21 protein-coding genes and 1 tRNA gene are annotated in these 14895 nt (G+C 63.7%); 7 read left to right on the top strand and 15 right to left on the bottom strand.

All coding sequences use genetic code 11. The features are described 5' to 3' along the window. The 6 genes from AC1DVN_RS19620 to AC1DVN_RS19595 all read right to left on the bottom strand — a co-directional run. Window positions 1–188: hypothetical protein (locus AC1DVN_RS19620; protein ID WP_477994139.1), on the bottom strand; the 188-nt coding region annotated here is incomplete at its 3' end. A 274-nt stretch (window positions 189–462) separates the two neighbouring features. Continuing rightward, window positions 463–538 (bottom strand) — tRNA-Ala (locus AC1DVN_RS19615). A 116-nt stretch (window positions 539–654) separates the two neighbouring features. Next, window positions 655–1389 carry a divisome protein SepX/GlpR gene (sepX, locus tag AC1DVN_RS19610; RefSeq protein ID WP_020908625.1) on the bottom strand — a complete coding sequence of 245 codons (735 nt, stop codon included), beginning with the start codon at window positions 1387–1389 and terminating at the stop codon, window positions 655–657. Window positions 1390–1656: 267 nt separating this feature from the next. Continuing rightward, the gene (locus AC1DVN_RS19605; RefSeq protein ID WP_007727523.1) at window positions 1657–2292 is read right to left on the bottom strand and encodes a GNAT family N-acetyltransferase; all 636 of its coding nucleotides are present in this window, start codon (window positions 2290–2292) and stop codon (window positions 1657–1659) included. A 21-nt stretch (window positions 2293–2313) separates the two neighbouring features. Beyond that, window positions 2314–3573 carry a molybdotransferase-like divisome protein Glp gene (gene glp / locus AC1DVN_RS19600; RefSeq protein ID WP_003946353.1) on the bottom strand — a complete coding sequence of 420 codons (1260 nt, stop codon included), beginning with the start codon at window positions 3571–3573 and terminating at the stop codon, window positions 2314–2316. Window positions 3574–3698: 125 nt separating this feature from the next. Then, entirely contained in the window at window positions 3699–4610 is a 912-nt protein-coding gene (locus tag AC1DVN_RS19595; RefSeq protein ID WP_019744725.1) for a UTP--glucose-1-phosphate uridylyltransferase, read from the bottom strand. A 59-nt stretch (window positions 4611–4669) separates the two neighbouring features. Between AC1DVN_RS19595 and AC1DVN_RS19590 the strand changes: the two genes are divergently transcribed. From AC1DVN_RS19590 to mscL, 4 genes are all read left to right on the top strand, one after another. After that, the gene (locus AC1DVN_RS19590) at window positions 4670–5248 is read left to right on the top strand and encodes a 5-formyltetrahydrofolate cyclo-ligase (protein WP_477846274.1); all 579 of its coding nucleotides are present in this window, start codon (window positions 4670–4672) and stop codon (window positions 5246–5248) included. Window positions 5249–5359: 111 nt separating this feature from the next. Next, on the top strand, window positions 5360–5671 hold the full coding sequence (locus tag AC1DVN_RS19585; RefSeq protein ID WP_003946378.1) for an FmdB family zinc ribbon protein: 312 nt from the start codon (window positions 5360–5362) through the stop codon (window positions 5669–5671). A 77-nt stretch (window positions 5672–5748) separates the two neighbouring features. Next, complete coding sequence (locus tag AC1DVN_RS19580; protein WP_175470260.1) at window positions 5749–6495, top strand: SAF domain-containing protein; 747 nt, start codon at window positions 5749–5751, stop codon at window positions 6493–6495. Between the two features lie 99 nt (window positions 6496–6594). After that, window positions 6595–7017: a large conductance mechanosensitive channel protein MscL gene (mscL, locus tag AC1DVN_RS19575; protein ID WP_029255923.1), complete on the top strand. Its 423-nt coding sequence runs from the start codon at window positions 6595–6597 to the stop codon at window positions 7015–7017. 60 nt (window positions 7018–7077) lie between these two features. Here the strand turns inward: mscL and AC1DVN_RS19570 are convergent, their stop codons facing one another. The 9 genes from AC1DVN_RS19570 to mrf form a co-directional block, all read right to left on the bottom strand. Next, on the bottom strand, window positions 7078–7254 hold the full coding sequence (locus tag AC1DVN_RS19570; RefSeq protein WP_020908628.1) for a hypothetical protein: 177 nt from the start codon (window positions 7252–7254) through the stop codon (window positions 7078–7080). 6 nt (window positions 7255–7260) lie between these two features. Beyond that, window positions 7261–7758, bottom strand: coding sequence for a MogA/MoaB family molybdenum cofactor biosynthesis protein (locus AC1DVN_RS19565; protein WP_176720912.1), 498 nt, complete (start codon window positions 7756–7758; stop codon window positions 7261–7263). 80 nt (window positions 7759–7838) lie between these two features. Beyond that, window positions 7839–9338 carry a S1C family serine protease gene (locus AC1DVN_RS19560; protein WP_258955493.1) on the bottom strand — a complete coding sequence of 500 codons (1500 nt, stop codon included), beginning with the start codon at window positions 9336–9338 and terminating at the stop codon, window positions 7839–7841. Between the two features lie 226 nt (window positions 9339–9564). Continuing rightward, window positions 9565–10944: a HAMP domain-containing sensor histidine kinase gene (locus AC1DVN_RS19555; RefSeq protein ID WP_020908630.1), complete on the bottom strand. Its 1380-nt coding sequence runs from the start codon at window positions 10942–10944 to the stop codon at window positions 9565–9567. 65 nt (window positions 10945–11009) lie between these two features. Beyond that, entirely contained in the window at window positions 11010–11696 is a 687-nt protein-coding gene (locus tag AC1DVN_RS19550; protein ID WP_003946387.1) for a response regulator transcription factor, read from the bottom strand. Between the two features lie 70 nt (window positions 11697–11766). After that, window positions 11767–12378 carry a trimeric intracellular cation channel family protein gene (locus AC1DVN_RS19545; RefSeq protein WP_003946409.1) on the bottom strand — a complete coding sequence of 204 codons (612 nt, stop codon included), beginning with the start codon at window positions 12376–12378 and terminating at the stop codon, window positions 11767–11769. 18 nt (window positions 12379–12396) lie between these two features. Beyond that, the gene (rpmF, locus tag AC1DVN_RS19540) at window positions 12397–12570 is read right to left on the bottom strand and encodes a 50S ribosomal protein L32 (protein ID WP_007727540.1); all 174 of its coding nucleotides are present in this window, start codon (window positions 12568–12570) and stop codon (window positions 12397–12399) included. Beyond that, complete coding sequence (locus AC1DVN_RS19535) at window positions 12570–12824, bottom strand: type B 50S ribosomal protein L31 (RefSeq protein WP_019744731.1); 255 nt, start codon at window positions 12822–12824, stop codon at window positions 12570–12572. Before AC1DVN_RS19535 ends, rpmF begins: the two co-directional genes overlap by 1 nt. Then, a complete protein-coding gene (gene mrf / locus AC1DVN_RS19530; RefSeq protein ID WP_092763128.1) occupies window positions 12821–14074 on the bottom strand; it encodes a ribosome hibernation factor-recruiting GTPase MRF in 1254 nt (417 codons plus the stop codon). Before mrf ends, AC1DVN_RS19535 begins: the two co-directional genes overlap by 4 nt. A 104-nt stretch (window positions 14075–14178) precedes the next feature. Between mrf and rpmB the strand changes: the two genes are divergently transcribed. Genes rpmB through rpsN form a run of 3 tightly spaced genes read left to right on the top strand, consistent with a single transcriptional unit; the run spans window position 14179 to window position 14892 of the window. After that, on the top strand, window positions 14179–14415 hold the full coding sequence (rpmB, locus tag AC1DVN_RS19525) for a 50S ribosomal protein L28 (protein ID WP_020908631.1): 237 nt from the start codon (window positions 14179–14181) through the stop codon (window positions 14413–14415). A gap of 4 nt (window positions 14416–14419) precedes the next feature. Continuing rightward, window positions 14420–14584 carry a 50S ribosomal protein L33 gene (rpmG, locus tag AC1DVN_RS19520; RefSeq protein WP_019744734.1) on the top strand — a complete coding sequence of 55 codons (165 nt, stop codon included), beginning with the start codon at window positions 14420–14422 and terminating at the stop codon, window positions 14582–14584. 2 nt (window positions 14585–14586) lie between these two features. Continuing rightward, entirely contained in the window at window positions 14587–14892 is a 306-nt protein-coding gene (gene rpsN / locus AC1DVN_RS19515) for a 30S ribosomal protein S14 (protein ID WP_019744735.1), read from the top strand. Window positions 14893–14895: the final 3 nt, after the last annotated feature.

The raw sequence follows: 14895 nt of genomic DNA, 5'->3' as shown, positions 1-14895 counted from the left end.
TTGTTATTGTTGCCGTTGTTGCCGTTGTTGCCGTAGTTGCCGTTTCCGTTGCCGTTGTTTCCACCGCCACYGTTGCCGCCAGGTTGGGCGGCGACGATGGCAGGGAAGACCGATACGGCAAGGACGCCGATACCCATCAGGCACATCACAGCAACAAGCATCATCGCTAGCCGTCGTGGCTGGCTCATCGACATTCCTCCCCGACACATACGTCCGACCTGCGGAAAACTGCGGCAGACTCATCGTGCCTATCGCACCGGACACACCCTCGTTACATTTCCGGCAAACATGTATCCGCCCAAGGATCATCCCTCACTTGGAAGCTCAACGGTCCGGATCAGCGGTCGCAATCGTATGAAACGGCGCACACTCGAGCTAAATCTTCGCAATTCGGGCAGGCTCTGAAAATGCAGGAAAGGGCCGTTCAACTTTCGTTGAAAGACCCTTTTTGCTGGTACTTCTTGGTGGAGCTGAGGGGAATCGAACCCCTGACCTCTTCGATGCGAACGAAGCGCGCTACCAACTGCGCCACAGCCCCGTGCCACCGCCTCAGCGGTGCTCGGCAACTCTAACAGGAACGAATACTCCCGTTGGAATCACCCGACACGAACTTTCGGCCCGACAAGATCTGCCCAGAAGATCGACCGAGATAGGTCACTGACCGGACGCGCGACGCATCTCGGTGTGCCTGATCTCTTCTTCGTAGTGATCCAGGTGATCGAACACCGGATCTTCGTCGTCGACCTCGAGGACAACCGCTCCTGGTCGGCGCAGTCGCGCCGGAATCAGGCGCAACTCTTCGTCGGTGTGCGATTCGACTCCGAGTCGCGATCGGTTGAGGCGTTCGGTACGACGGCGGCGAATCTCCTGCTCGATCCGAACCTGCCGACGTAGGTACGCCATGTACCCACCGAGGCCGCACACGGTCAGCACAAACAACCACCACACCATCGGCGAGATGATCAATGCGAGAGCGCCCGAGAGAATCGCGACGAATGCCAGGCCCAGCAATGTCCGCTGACGGAATGCGTACCGCGCCTCCCGGGCGATGGCATCCGCTTCGGGGTCGAATCCGCCTCGGCCGCGCCGAACGGGAACAAATTCTCCGACCGGTGCACGACCGCCGGTGTAGTCGTCTTCTGCGTGAGTGTCCATCTGGTCCTCCGCGTCGTAGCTGCTGCGCACTGGTTCTGGTTGCCAGTTCGGATCGCTTCGATGTCCTGCTGCCGGCCCGCGCTGAACAGGGTTGCTGTCGCCGCGGTGGAGTACTCGAGTCGCGAGCGCCGCGTCACTCGTCTGCCGGATCCTGGGGCGCTTGTTGACAAGCATCGGCACCAGGACGAACAGCCACACGGCCACCAGCCCGATCCACACGAATGAGCTAGGCATGCCGCGGCCTCCTCCCGATCACCTACCAGCACCTATGCCAGCCGTTGACGAGTCAAGGTTAACGGCCGACGCCCTCGCATCGTTGCCGACGCGCCGAACCCCACCATACTCATGTGTCACACGCGTACCGAACTGAACTTCCGGTTCAGTCCCAAAAGTCTCAAGTTCTGGTTGAATCAAAAACCACATTTTTCCGGCCGAAAGTAGGACTACTCAGCGGTAACTGCCGTTTAGCTCGCGTTTCTCACGCTCGTGGCGCCGTATTGGTCACACCCACGAAGCGCGTCCGGACCGCACCAATCTGTCGACGACGGTGGTGGGTACTTCCTCGATGGTCATTCCGACCAGAAGATGATCACGCCATTGGCCGTCGACATCGAGATAGCGCTTGAGAAGACCTTCCTCCCGGAACCCAACATTTCGTAGGACTGCGCGACTCGACGCGTTCTCCGGCCGAACGGTCGCCTCCACTCGATGCAGACCGACCTTCGAGAATGCGTGATCGAGTGTGAGCGCCACGGCCGCTGTGGCTACGCCCCCACCGGTGACGTGCGAGGCGACCCAATAGCCCACCCAGGCGGACCGCAGAGCGCCGCGCACGACATTTCCGATGGTGACCTGCCCGCAGTACTTCCCGTCAAGTTCGATCACCAAGGGAAGGATCCGGCCCTTGCGCGCCTCGGAGCGAAGATTCCCGCACAGGGACGGCCAGACAGTGATGTGGTGGCGAGCATCCCAGGGCGACTCTCCGGTGGGCTCCCACGGCTCCAGGTGCTCGCGATCGCGAATGCGGAGGCGACTCCACACAGCAGCGTCACGGAGCTTCACGGGGCGGACGGTCACCACTCCCGCGGGCACTCGCAGTGGGCCGAGATCTTCCGGCCATCCTGGATGGACTGACATCACACCCCACTCGGGTCGGCGTTACCCACGTTGGGCGAGAAAAGCTACGTCGACTTCTTCACCGATGTGCACTTCGGTGACGTCTCGATCGACAAGAACCAAGCAATTGGCTTCCGCCAAGGTCGCGAGGAGATGTGAGGACGCACCGGGCGCACCCCCGAGTGCCTGCACCAGGTACTCCCCCGTCGCTTCGTCACGCATCAGCTGACCACGCAGGAAACCCTTGCGATCGGCAATCGACGTGATCGTTCCCACCGTGCGCGCCTTCACTACTCGCCGCATCGGTTGGCGGCGTCCGAGCGCGATTCTGATCAGCGGGCGAACCATGACTTCGAATACCACCAGTGCGCTTACCGGGTTGGACGGTAGGAGAAAGGTCGGAACCTCGTCTCGTCCCAGCTTGCCGAAGCCCTGCACTGATCCCGGATGCATGGCAACGCGCTCCACCTCGAGTGTCCCCAGGTCGGCAAGCGCCTCACGAACCTCGTCGGACGCTCCGCCGCCCACGGCACCGGCGATGACAACGATTTCCGAGCGAATCAGCTGTCCTTCGACTACTTCGCGAAGACGGCGCGAGTCGTTGCCTGCGATTCCCACACGGTTGACGTCGGCGCCGGCATCGCGCGCTGCGGCGGCGAGGGCATACGAATTGACGTCGTAGACCTGACCAGGCCCCGGCGTGCGATCCACGTCGACAAGTTCTCCACCGACGCTGATGACGGAGAGACGCGGACGCGGATGGACGAGCACTTTGTCGCGACCGACCGCGGCAAGCAAACCGACCTGCGCGGCTCCGATGATGGTGCCTGCCCGAACGGCCACGTCGCCCGGCTGGACGTCGTCACCTGCACGGCGAACGTAATCGCCCGAACGCACCGGCTCGAAGATCCGAACGCGAGCGCGACCACCGTCGGTGTTTTCGAGCGGGAGCACGGCGTCGGCCAGCGTGGGCAGCGGCGCGCCCGTGTCGACTCGAACGGCCTGACGCGGTTGCAACCGGATCGGTTGGCGTGAGCCCGCCGTCACCTCGCCGACCACCGGCAAGCTGAGGTCCGTAGGCTCGCCGTCCTCGCCGCGGAGGTCGGCTCCAGCGCCGGCGACATCGACACTGCGAACCGCGTAACCGTCGATGGCAGCTTGATCGAATCCCGGCAATGGGCGTTCGGTCACCACTTCCTCGGCACACAGCAGTCCCTGCGCCTCCGAGATGGCGACCCGAACCGGACGGGGTGCCACTGCAGCAGCGGTAACCCTGGTCTGCTGCTCCTCAACCGACCGCATCTGGTCCGCGTCCTCCTGTGTCTGGAAATTCGGTGATATCCGTCAGCTCATGATGCCTTGCCTTCGAAAAGGGACAAGCACATTGATACTGCGTTATCGGGCGAGCAACCACCGTGGCGACACGCTCAGCGGTCGAGCCGATCCGCGAGCCACTTACGCAAGGACGGACCGTAATCGTCACTGTCGAGTGCCAGGTCAACCGAAGCGCGGAGGTACCCGCCGGGGTTGCCCAGGTCATGACGCGTTCCGCGGTGCACCACCACGTGAACCGGATGACCCTCGGAAATCAGGAGAGCGATGGCGTCGGTGAGTTGCAACTCACCGCCGGCTCCCGGCTTGATGCGGCGAAGTGCGTCGAAGATCGCACGATCGAGCAGATAGCGACCCGCAGCGGCAAAGGTCGACGGCGCGTCTTCCACAGCCGGCTTCTCGACCATGCCGACGACCTTGAGGACGTCGGGATTGACGGCGTCGGGAACGATCTCGACGTCGAAGACGCCGTAAGCGCTCACTGCGTCCTTGGGAACGTCGATTGCACAGAGAACGGATCCGCCGCGCTTGGCCCGAACTCGCGCCATGATCTCCAGGACGCCACGCGGGAGTACGAGATCATCGGGCAGAAGGACCGCGATGGCATCTTCGTCGTCGTCGAGAACCGACTCGACGCAACCGACTGCGTGCCCGAGGCCGAGGGGCTGCTCCTGAATCACGGAATCGACTTCGAGCAAACCCGGCGCTTTGCGCACCTTTGCCAGGGCAGCAAGTTTTCCGCTCGCTTCCAGCTTGCTTTCGAGCACGAGATCCTCGACGAAGTGCGCAACCACTCCGTCTTTGCCCGGGGACGTCACGATGACGAGCCGCTCGGCTCCCGAGTCCGCAGCTTCACCCGCCACCAGTTCGATGCCCGGTGTGTCCACGACCGGCAGCAATTCTTTCGGAACCGTCTTGGTGGCAGGCAGGAAACGCGTACCAAGTCCGGCTGCGGGAACCACGGCCGTGCGGAAGGCCCTCGTGCTGCTAGCGACAACGTCTGTCATGCCAACACCTTAGCCGCCGCTTGTTACCGCTCGGTCAGCACGACGAATATCGTTGCGGGGTGACACCTCAGACAAAAGCACAATGGCGACAAATCGCACTCGCAGCACGTGATGCAGTCTCCGAGCACACTCGAAACACGGAAACTGCGGCGTTGATCACGCACATACGTTCAGTGATTGTCGACGGCTCAACCGTCTGTGCGTACGTCCCCACCCGCACCGAACCAGGATCCACCGACTTGCTCGACGCCGTTGCCGAGATCGCGCAGCGTGTACTACTTCCGATCACCGGAGAACCCGGACCGTTGTCCTGGGTTCAATACAGCGGTGCCGACGGTTTGCGCCCCGCGAAGTACGGCATTCGGGAGCCCGCCGGACCCGTCCTACCACCGGAAACCCTGTCCGCCGTGGAATGCATGCTGATCCCTGCTCTCGCGGTGGATCTTCGTGGAACACGCCTCGGCCGCGGCGCAGGCTTCTACGACCGGACGCTCGGGTCGGTCGGACCGCAGACTCGGCTCGTGGCAATTGTCAGAGACTCCGAACTCGTCGAGACCTTGCCTGCCGACGACCACGACATTCCGATGGGATGGGCATTGACGCCGAGCGGCGGTCTCACGCGGCTCCAAGGCGATTGATCTGCGGGAATAGATCCCTGATTAGCGCTGTTGGCACTGTCACTTGTAGAGTGCTAAAGGCTGCGGTGTAAATACGCGGCTGCTCGAACATCACAGTGCGGAGGAAGCCCGGTGCCCACCTACTCATACGCATGTACGGAATGTGACAACCGTTTCGACATCGTCCAGTCCTTCAGCGAAGATTCGCTGACGGTCTGCCCAGCTTGCTCAGGCAAGCTCCGCAAGCTGTTCAACTCTGTTGGCATCGTGTTCAAGGGCAGCGGCTTCTACCGCACCGACAGCCGCGGCGGCTCCGGGACTGCGAGCGAGCCCGCCAAGAGTGATTCGGCACCCGCTGCGAAGTCCGAGTCCAAGTCGGACTCCTCTTCGACATCGAGTTCGTCGACCAGCACGCCGGCGCCCGCGAAGGCTGCCGCAAGCTGATTTCCACAACCTCCGGGTTGTCCACAGTTTCACATCGTTAGGGCCGGAAGCACCGCTTCCGGCCCTAACGTGCATGAATGCCGTCAGCACGTTCTCGCTCGCCGAGGCGCTCCGATCCACTGCGCGCCCAACTCGATCTCACCCCGAGCACCTTCGATCGCGTCGTCGAACTGACGCGCGGCACTCGGTTCCGCACGGCGACAGTCCGCAAGATCGCAGCCGTTGCGCTGGCCACACTCGGCGTTGTTCTCTTCTTCCGAGGCGATCCCGCGACCGATATGGTCGCCGTAGTTGTCTCGAGTCGCGATCTCACTCCCGGACAGGTGATCGCGGATTCGGATGTAGAGATCCGAGAGATCGACTCGAAACAACTTCCGGAAGGAGTTGTCTCCGATACCGACCTGGTAGTCGGGAGAACCGTTGCCGGCCCGATTCGCTCCGGAGAAACCGTCACCGACGTGCGCGTTCTCAGCCCACGGCTGGCCGGGTTGTCGGTAGGAACCGACGACGCCCGCATCGTGCCCGTGCGACTTGCCGATGCGGCCGTCGCGGACATGTTGCGCAGCGGGGATGTCGTCGACGTACTGACTGTCGGCCCCGACACATCTCGCACTGACACATCCCACCCCGACACACCCAACGAATCAATTGCCGACAAGGCCCCGCAGATTCTTGCGGCGGGAGCAGTAGTCGCGTTGGTCACCACGTCGGAAAGTACACGTAACCAGCAGGAACAGGTGATTCTGCTGGCTCTGCCGACACCGGCAGCCAACGTCGTTGCCGCGGCATCCCTGTCCAATGCGATCACCGTGACATTCCGCTGACCGCACAAAGCGTCCGAAGCTCCTCTAGGATTTTTCCAGTCGGTTCGGTATCAACGGACCATCTGGCACTTGCCATCGGAGACTCGAGGGGACACCGACATGCTCAAGGGATTCAAGGATTTCCTGCTTCGCGGAAACGTGCTCGACCTGGCCGTCGCAGTGGTCATCGGCGCAGCCTTCACCGCCATCGTCACGGCATTCACCAGCAACATCATCAACCCACTCGTCGCTTCGATCGGCGGCGGCAACGAATACGGGTGGGGCATTCAGCTGACGGGTGACACCGCTGAGACGTTCTTGAACTTCGGCGCCGTGGTCACCGCGATCATCAACTTCATCATCATCGCGGCGGTCGTCTACTTCGTGCTGATCGTTCCCGCGAATGCGGCAAAGAAGAAGTTCGTCTCCGAGCCTGAGGACAAGGAAGCCAGCGAAACCGATCTGCTCATCCAGATCCGCGACATCCTCTCCGCCAATGCCGGTGGCGCCGACACGGGAGCCCACGCCAAGACGCTCGAATAGGCAGCGCTCACAGAACAAATCAGGCCCTCGGACATTGTGTCCGAGGGCCTGATTTACTTCTCAACCGCCGTGGTGCGGGGGCCGCTGACTGCGCAGCCAGTCGTCGTCCGAGGATCGCGAGGAACCTTCAGGCCCCCGCTCGTCCGACGTCGTCTCGGGAAAGACGTCCCCGAAGATGTGCGCCAGGCGCTTCTTGTCGACTGGCGGCTTCTTCGGGGTATCTGGTTGCTCCGACAAGCTGACTCAGCCCTCGAGGCTGGACAGCTCGGCGATGACGTGACTCGCCAAAGCCGTCAGGGTTGCCATGCCGTCGCGAATTGCCGGTCTGGTCGACGCCAGATTGGCGACCACGGTGCTTCCCGAAACCCCGACGAGGCCGCGGGACAATCCTGCTTCGAGCGATCCGGCCGACAGACCGGAAGCGCGAAGTGCTTCGGCAATTCCCGGGATCTCGCGATCGAGAACCTCTGCGGTCACGTCGGGAGTGACGTCACGCGGGGATACCCCGGTACCGCCGACCGAGATCACGAGGTCGACGCCACCGATGACTGCGGTGTTGAGAGCGTTGCGGATCTCCACTTCGTCGGCGGCGACGGCGACCGTCGCATCGACGAGAAAACCCGCTTCGTTCAGCAGTTCCGTAACCAGTGGACCGATGGAGTCGGTGTTGTCGCCGTGGGCTGTGCGATCGTCGACGATGACGACCAGAGCGCGGCCGGCCGATGTGGCTTCGAGTTCCATGACACCTACCGTAGTGTCCGATCCCGACGCCGTTGCGATCTGGCCGAAGATCGGGTCGATCGTCTGCTGATCGCCGAACATCATCGGCCGCCCTGCGCTGCCGCGGTTCCCAACGTGACGTCGACGGTTTTGGTCTGCCCGCCGTCGCTGTACGTGATCGAGACCTTGTCGCCGGGAGCATGTGAACGCACTGCCGCGATCAGCGAATCACCATCTGCGACAACACGATCGTCGACCTTGGTGATGACTGCACCCTTCGGGATACCGGCCTTGGCGGCCGGCCCGTCAGCAGTGACATCCATGACGGTTGCGCCGTCGGCGTTGTCCTGCGACGGTACGGTCACGCCGATCATGGCTTGAGTCGCCTTGCCGGTCTTGATCAGTTCGTCGGCGACGCGGCGTGCCTGATCGATCGGGATGGCGAAACCGAGGCCGATGGAACCGCCCTGGGTACCCGACGACGCTCCGAGCGAGGCGATCGCCGTGTTGATGCCGATCAGCTGGCCGTCCATGTTGACGAGGGCGCCGCCGGAGTTGCCGGGGTTGATCGCTGCGTCGGTCTGCAGAGCGTCGATGACGGTGTTCTGGTTGCCGGACTCGCCGCTCGTGGACACCGGGCGATCGAGTGCGGAGATGATGCCTTCGGTGACCGTGCCGGCAAGGCCGAGCGGGGACCCGACGGCCACAACCTGCTGTCCGACCTGAACGTCGCCGGAGTTCCCGAGATCGATGGGGGTGAGGTCGTTGCGGCCGTCGACCTTGATGACGGCGATGTCGGAGACGGGATCGGCACCGACAAGGGTGGCCGAGGCCTTGGTTCCGTCGGAGAACGCGACGCGAAGTTGCGCTCCCTGAGCACCGGCAACGTGGTTGTTGGTCAGGATCAGACCGTCGGAGGACAGGATGACACCGGAACCCTCACCGCCCTGTCCCTGCGCGGTGGCGACCTCGATCTGCACGACGCTCGGCACCACCTTCGAGGCAACGGCCTGAACCGAGCCGGCGGGAGCGTTGGACGTGTTGGTCGCAGTGGGCTTCGGAGCGTTCAGAGAGTTGGTGACCGTCGCGGTTCCACCGTTGCGGTCCGCGACGACGGCACCGACCACACCACCGACACCACCACTGACCAGAACCAGCGCCAGAGCACCGGCAACCAGCGCCATGCGTCCCGACTTCGGCTTTGTGGTGGTCGAACCGGAGTTCGGCCCCTGCAGCGGTGCGGGGATCTGGTTGTGGCCGCCCGGGCCGTTCGGACCGCTGGGGCCGCCAGGGTTGGGTGCGCCGTACGGGGCGCTCTGCTGGTACGCGGCCTCATGGGCACCGTGCGGGTGGCCGAAAGCCTGCGTGGGCTGCTGCGGCGCCTGCCCGAAGGCTTCGGTGGGCCGGCCTTCGGTGGGTCGGCCTTCAGTGGGTCGGGCAAAGGATTCGGTCGGCTGGTACGGCTGCTGAGGCGCCTGCCCCTGAGGCTGCTGCGGCGGCACGGGAGGCTGCGCCTGAGGTGCTGTCGGCTGCGCTTGGGTGGTGGGCTCGCTGTTGGGCTGCTCGGGCCGGGTCGGCCCGACGTTACGGTCCTCGGTCATCGGCTCGCTTTCGTCTACGGTGACCACCGGACGGGCAGTCACAACTGTTCTGCCGACAATGCTGCCTTGCGCTGCTGAGAAGGCGCTGAGACGTGCCTGTCACTTTACCCAGAGTTCGACGTGAAAATCCGGTGTTGTCGGCTCGGCCCGAAAGACTCTCGGGCCGAACGCATTAACTCGTGACGTCAGTCACCGAAGCACGGGACCAACGGGTCTACAGAACACGCTACTCGGCACTCGGCCCTGGTTCGCCGGGAAGCACGATACGAACAAGCGCTCCCCCACGATCGGACTCGTCGATCGCGATGGTGCCGCCGTGCTTGACGACGACCTGACGCACAATCGCAAGTCCCAGACCCGATCCCGGCATCGAACGTGCCGCAGTCGACCGGTAGAAACGATCGAACACCAACTCCCGATCCTCCTCCGGAATGCCGGGTCCCGCATCACTTACGGTCAATTCCAACAATCCTTGGCCGACCGGACGCATTTCGACGCGTACCTGTTCGCCCTTCGGACTCCATTTCGCAGCGTTGTCGAGGACGTTCAGCACCGCACGCGACAGGCCCGCCTGATCTCCGTAGACGTACCACGGAGTGGTGACCGCTTCGAACTCGATTTCGTTGCGCCTGCGCCGCGCTCGTTCGAGCGCACGCTCGACGACGTCGCTGACGTCTACGCGCTCGTACACGGTTTCGGGCGCGTCTTCGCGGGCCAGATCGACAAGGTCACCGACCAGAGTCGACAGTTCCTCGATCTGTGCGACGACGTCGGCACGAAGTTCCGCCATGTCCTCGTCGGGAATCTGCGGCGCACCGGGGCGACTGGACGCGATCAGCAATTCCATGTTGGTACGCAACGAAGTCAACGGTGTGCGCAACTCGTGTCCGGCGTCCGCGACGAGGCGAGACTGACGCTCACGGGACTCGGCGAGCGCCCGCAGCATCGTGTTGAAACTCTCTGTCAGGCGCGCTAATTCGTCGCTGCCGGTAACGGGGATCTGCGTCAGATCGTCGGTGCGGGCGACTCGTTCGGTGGCGGCAGTCAGCCTGGCGATGGGTCGTAAACCGGTGCGGCCCACGGTAGTACCCGCCACCGCAGCAAGTATGACGCCACACCCGCCGACCACGAAGAGAACCCAGGCCAGCCGATCCAGTACCGCAACGGTCGGCGCGAGCCGCTGACCGATCACCAAAGTGCTTCCGTCATGCGTCCGTTGAGCCAGCACTCGCTGACCGTCGACGGTTCGCAGCGAAGAATCCGATTCACCACGCGCTACGGCATCTTCGGCCTCGCCGATCGGCACGTCGGAACCGGGCGGCTGGTACGTGCTCAGGTCCGAGAAGATCAGGGCCACACTGATGTCGGTGGTGTACAGCGTCGCACCGGAGATGTAGCGAGGATCGAATCGCACGACATTGCTGTCGATGAGCACCGCCGCCCTGGTACGCAACTGGTGATCGACGTCCGCGTAGAGCGCACGCGAAACCACCGCGTACGCCGCGATCGCCATGACTGCGACGGCAATGGCCACCACCGACGCAGCGAGGAGCGTCACACGCCAACGCAATGACACCGAACGGGTCAGTGGCATCGGCGGGCGCATTTCGACGGACGCTTGGGTGGTGGAGGATTTCTTCGGTTCGGCGTTCTTGCCGAACGGAGCGGTGATCACGGAGGCGTCTCCCGCAGGACGTAGCCGACTCCGCGGACGGTGTGGATCAACCTCGGTTCGCCGTCGGCTTCCGTCTTGCGACGCAGGTAGCCGACGTACACCTCGAGCGCATTGCCGGACGTCGGGAAGTCGTACCCCCACACCTCTTCGAGAATGCGTCCACGGGTGAGCACGCGACGCGGGTTGGCCATGAGCATTTCGAGAAGGGAAAACTCGGTACGAGTCAGGCTGATCGATCGTTCACCGCGCTTGACCTCACGGGTGACCGGGTCGAGGGTGAGGTCCTCGAACGCCATCATTTCGGAATCGGCGTCCAGATCGGGCGCGGTGCGACGCAGAAGTGCACGCAACCTGGCAAGCAACTCTTCCAAAGCGAAGGGCTTGGGCAGGTAGTCGTCCGCTCCGGCATCGAGGCCGGCGACTCGCTCGCTGACCGAATCGCGGGCGGTGAGCACGAGGATGGGTAGGTCGTCGCCGGCACTACGAAGACGACGGCACACTTCGAGTCCGTCGAGTCGCGGCATCATGACGTCGAGCACAACGGCGTCTGGCCGGTTGGCGAGGATCTTCTCGAGTGCGTCGAGCCCGTCGACCGCGAGCTCGACCGTGTAGCCGTTGAAGCTGAGCGACCGCCGAAGCGACTCGCGAACCGCCCGGTCGTCGTCGACCACCAAAATACGCATACCGACAGTTTGGACTGAAGTGCTGAGATGCGGCTGAGAGGGTCCGATTCCGGCCTCCGGCGTGTCGCGGTCAGTCCCGGGTTCGCCTGGGCCCGGGCAGGCTCCAATGACGCCATAACGCAAGCAGTCTGAACACCGCGGCGAACGCCGTGCCGCACACCAGCGCGGCGTTGGTGGACAGTCCGGCTTGCGAGACTGTGACCACCAACGCAGCACCGAGCAGTGCGGGAACCGCGTACAGGTCTTTGTGCAGGAGCAGCGGCACCTCGTTGACGAGGACGTCGCGGATCACTCCGCCGCCGATCGCCGCGGTCGCACCGATCAATGTCGCCGCCAGCGAACTGGCGTTGTTGTCCAGCGCGATGACGGCGCCGGTACTCGCGAACAAGCCCATCCCCAGCGCGTCGAGCGCCAGGATTTCACGACGCAGTCGATTGAGCGGCTCGTGTAGGTAGAACACGGCGAGTGAGGTGGCGGCGGCCGTTCCGAAGTACGGCCAACTGCTCAGCGAGCTGGGCGGATGGACGCCGAGAAGGACGTCGCGGACGATACCGCCGCCGATGCCGGTGAACACACCCACCGAGCACACCCCGAAGATGTCGAGTCGCTTGGTGACGCCCACCAAGGCACCCGAGGCCGCGAACGCCACGATGCCCACCAGTTCGAGGATCCTCAGCAGCACCGGCCAAGGATCGCACGGTCAGATGCGGCTCGGGTCGATCACCCCGAGTCGAACTGCTTTGACCAGTCGCCGAGGAACCCGGTGGGTCTGGCCGAAGGCCGTGACCTCGACCAGATCGGGCGCCGTCGCCTTCCACTGGGCACGGCGACTGCGGGTGTTGGAACGCGACATCTTCCGCTTGGGAACGGCCATCAGAGTGCCTTGCGCTTTCCGTAGCGACGCTCGAACTTCTCGACGCGTCCGGCGGTGTCCATCACTCGTTGTGCTCCAGTCCAGAACGGGTGCGAGTCGCTCGTGACGTCGACGACCAACAGCGGGTATGTGCCGCCGTCTTCCCATTCGACGGTGCGGTCACTCGTCACGGTCGACCGGGTCAGGAAGCTCTTGCCGGTGCTGGCGTCCTGGAACACCACGGGGTGGTAGTCGGGGTGCATCTGCTTCTTCATTCGTTTCCCTCTCGCGTTGATTCGGTTTCGGCATAAGGTGATTCGGATTCGTCGCACGGGTCTTCGTGGAACTCTCCGAACGGGTCTTCCCAGGTGGTCCACGACGCTTCGTCGGCCAACTCCTCGTCGGTGACCAGGGCGTGCTGCAGCGTTCGGTCGATCTCGAGCGGATTGGCTCCGCACGCCAGAACCACCATCGAGGTATCGCGGTCGCCGAAACGCTCGTCCCATTTCAGGGCCGCGAGCGCACGGCGCTCGGCTGGAACGCGCTCGCGTTGCTGCGGCGTCATCGCGGCCAGCCAGGTGTCCGCGCTGGCAACTCGCAGGCCACCGCCCGCCGATTCGAGCCAGAGCGCTTCGCCCGGTTGAGTCGCCACCCAGACGCGCCCGCGGGAATAGACGACACCTTCGAGCAGGACGTCGATCGCCTCGTGCAGACGCTCGGGGTGGAACGGCCGGTTAGCGGTGAACTCGACGAGCATCACTCCGCCGTCGTCGTCGAGCGGCGGCTGACGACGCAACAGCGGTGAGTGAGCGTCGGCCAGCTCACCGCGTCGCGCATCCGCAGGCACCTCGAGGAGCAGTGCCTCGATGTCGTCTCCCTCATCGAAGACGGGTACCCGCGGAGCAATGCGCGCGAGAACCGCGTTCAAGCGGGACCGCTGCCAGCCGTCGAGTCCATCGGACCCGCGCAGTACGAGAGCGTCGGCGAAGTCGACCTGCCCGACGACGACCTGAGCCAGGGTGCGGTCGTCGTCGAGGGCTTCGTCGCCGGTGGCGTCGGCAAGCCAGGTCTGGGCGTCGATGCACGTCACGACGGCGTCGACGCGGCAGTCACGCTGCGCCGGTCCGTCCACTTGGCCGACGACGCCCGTCACGACGACATGCTCGATCGCCCAGCACAGCGCTTCGGGTTCGAGTTGGCGGTCAAGCAGCAAGACGATCCGCTGGACCGAACTGTGCGAGTGAAGGCGACGCAGCAGCGGCAGCAAGTCTTCGCGCAGGGTGCAGGAGACGCAGCCGTGCGCGAGCTCGAGGATCGTCTCGCGTTCGGACACCGTGCCGGCAGACCCAGTGCCCCCGGTCATCGAGGTGACCGTCCGCCGGACCACCCCTTCACGGACGTGGCTCAGGTCGTGGTGAACCAGAACAGTTCCGGTTCGCAGCAACGCTCGTGCGGTGTGTGGAGTGGATTCGCTCATGCCGGCGACCAGGACCAGCGGAGTCCTGCCGTCCAAGATCGTATTCACAGCGGGCCTTTCTGGGAATGATTGTCATTACCGAGGTTGAACGCTACATTGATCTCACCGCATTGTCGAAAACGATTGTCATCTGCAAGTTGAAAGGAATACCCATGTCGGCTCACTGCCAAGTGACCGGACGTGTGCCGGGGTTCGGAAAATCCGTCTCGCACTCCCACAAGCGTTCGAATCGTCGCTGGAACCCGAACATCCAGCGCAAGACATACGTATTGCCCAGCGAGGGTCGTCGCATCACGCTCACCCTCTCGACCAAGGGCATCAAGACGATCGACCGCGACGGCATCGAATCCGTCGTCGCCCGGATCCGCGCGCGCGGCGAGAAGGTCTGAGCAGATGGCACGCAACGAGATCCGCCCGATCGTGAAACTCAAGTCCACGGCGGGCACCGGGTACACGTACGTGACCCGCAAGAACCGTCGCAACGACCCCGATCGACTCGTACTGAAGAAGTACGACCCCGTGGTGCGCAAGCACGTCGATTTCCGAGAAGAGAAGTAGGCATGGCCAAGAAGTCCAAGATCGCCAAGAACAACCAGCGACGGGTCATCGTCGAGCGATACGCGGAGCAGCGATCGGCGCTCAAGGAGGCAATCCGCTCCCCGAAAAGCTCACCCGAGGAGCGCGCGAAGGCCCAAGCGACCCTGCAACGTCTACCACGCGACGCCAGTCCGGTACGATTGCGCAATCGAGACGCTGCGGATGGACGTCCGCGCGGCCACCTGCGGAAGTTCGGGCTCTCCCGGATTCGCGTGCGAGAAATGGCGCACCGTGGGGAACTGCCTGGCGTACACAAGTCGAGCTGGTAAGGA

The sequence above is a fragment of the Rhodococcus sp. P4_E4 genome, assembly GCF_056401575.1.
This window is presented reverse-complemented; position numbering and strand designations above follow the sequence as displayed.

Excerpts from the sequence above, each read along its gene's own strand:
- sepX (WP_020908625.1), bottom strand. The coding sequence starts at position 1,389 with ATGCCTAGCTCATTCGTGTGGATCGGGCTGGTGGCCGTGTGGCTGTTC.
- AC1DVN_RS19605 (WP_007727523.1), bottom strand. The coding sequence starts at position 2,292 with ATGTCAGTCCATCCAGGATGGCCGGAAGATCTCGGCCCACTGCGAGTG.
- glp (WP_003946353.1), bottom strand. The coding sequence starts at position 3,573 with ATGCGGTCGGTTGAGGAGCAGCAGACCAGGGTTACCGCTGCTGCAGTG.
- AC1DVN_RS19595 (WP_019744725.1), bottom strand. The coding sequence starts at position 4,610 with ATGACAGACGTTGTCGCTAGCAGCACGAGGGCCTTCCGCACGGCCGTG.
- AC1DVN_RS19580 (WP_175470260.1), top strand. The coding sequence starts at position 5,749 with ATGCCGTCAGCACGTTCTCGCTCGCCGAGGCGCTCCGATCCACTGCGC.
- mscL (WP_029255923.1), top strand. The coding sequence starts at position 6,595 with ATGCTCAAGGGATTCAAGGATTTCCTGCTTCGCGGAAACGTGCTCGAC.
- AC1DVN_RS19565 (WP_176720912.1), bottom strand. The coding sequence starts at position 7,758 with ATGGAACTCGAAGCCACATCGGCCGGCCGCGCTCTGGTCGTCATCGTC.
- AC1DVN_RS19560 (WP_258955493.1), bottom strand. The coding sequence starts at position 9,338 with ATGACCGAGGACCGTAACGTCGGGCCGACCCGGCCCGAGCAGCCCAAC.
- AC1DVN_RS19555 (WP_020908630.1), bottom strand. The coding sequence starts at position 10,944 with ATGCGCCCGCCGATGCCACTGACCCGTTCGGTGTCATTGCGTTGGCGT.
- AC1DVN_RS19550 (WP_003946387.1), bottom strand. The coding sequence starts at position 11,696 with ATGCGTATTTTGGTGGTCGACGACGACCGGGCGGTTCGCGAGTCGCTT.
- rpmF (WP_007727540.1), bottom strand. The coding sequence starts at position 12,570 with ATGGCCGTTCCCAAGCGGAAGATGTCGCGTTCCAACACCCGCAGTCGC.
- AC1DVN_RS19535 (WP_019744731.1), bottom strand. The coding sequence starts at position 12,824 with ATGAAGAAGCAGATGCACCCCGACTACCACCCCGTGGTGTTCCAGGAC.
- rpmB (WP_020908631.1), top strand. The coding sequence starts at position 14,179 with ATGTCGGCTCACTGCCAAGTGACCGGACGTGTGCCGGGGTTCGGAAAA.
- rpmG (WP_019744734.1), top strand. The coding sequence starts at position 14,420 with ATGGCACGCAACGAGATCCGCCCGATCGTGAAACTCAAGTCCACGGCG.
- rpsN (WP_019744735.1), top strand. The coding sequence starts at position 14,587 with ATGGCCAAGAAGTCCAAGATCGCCAAGAACAACCAGCGACGGGTCATC.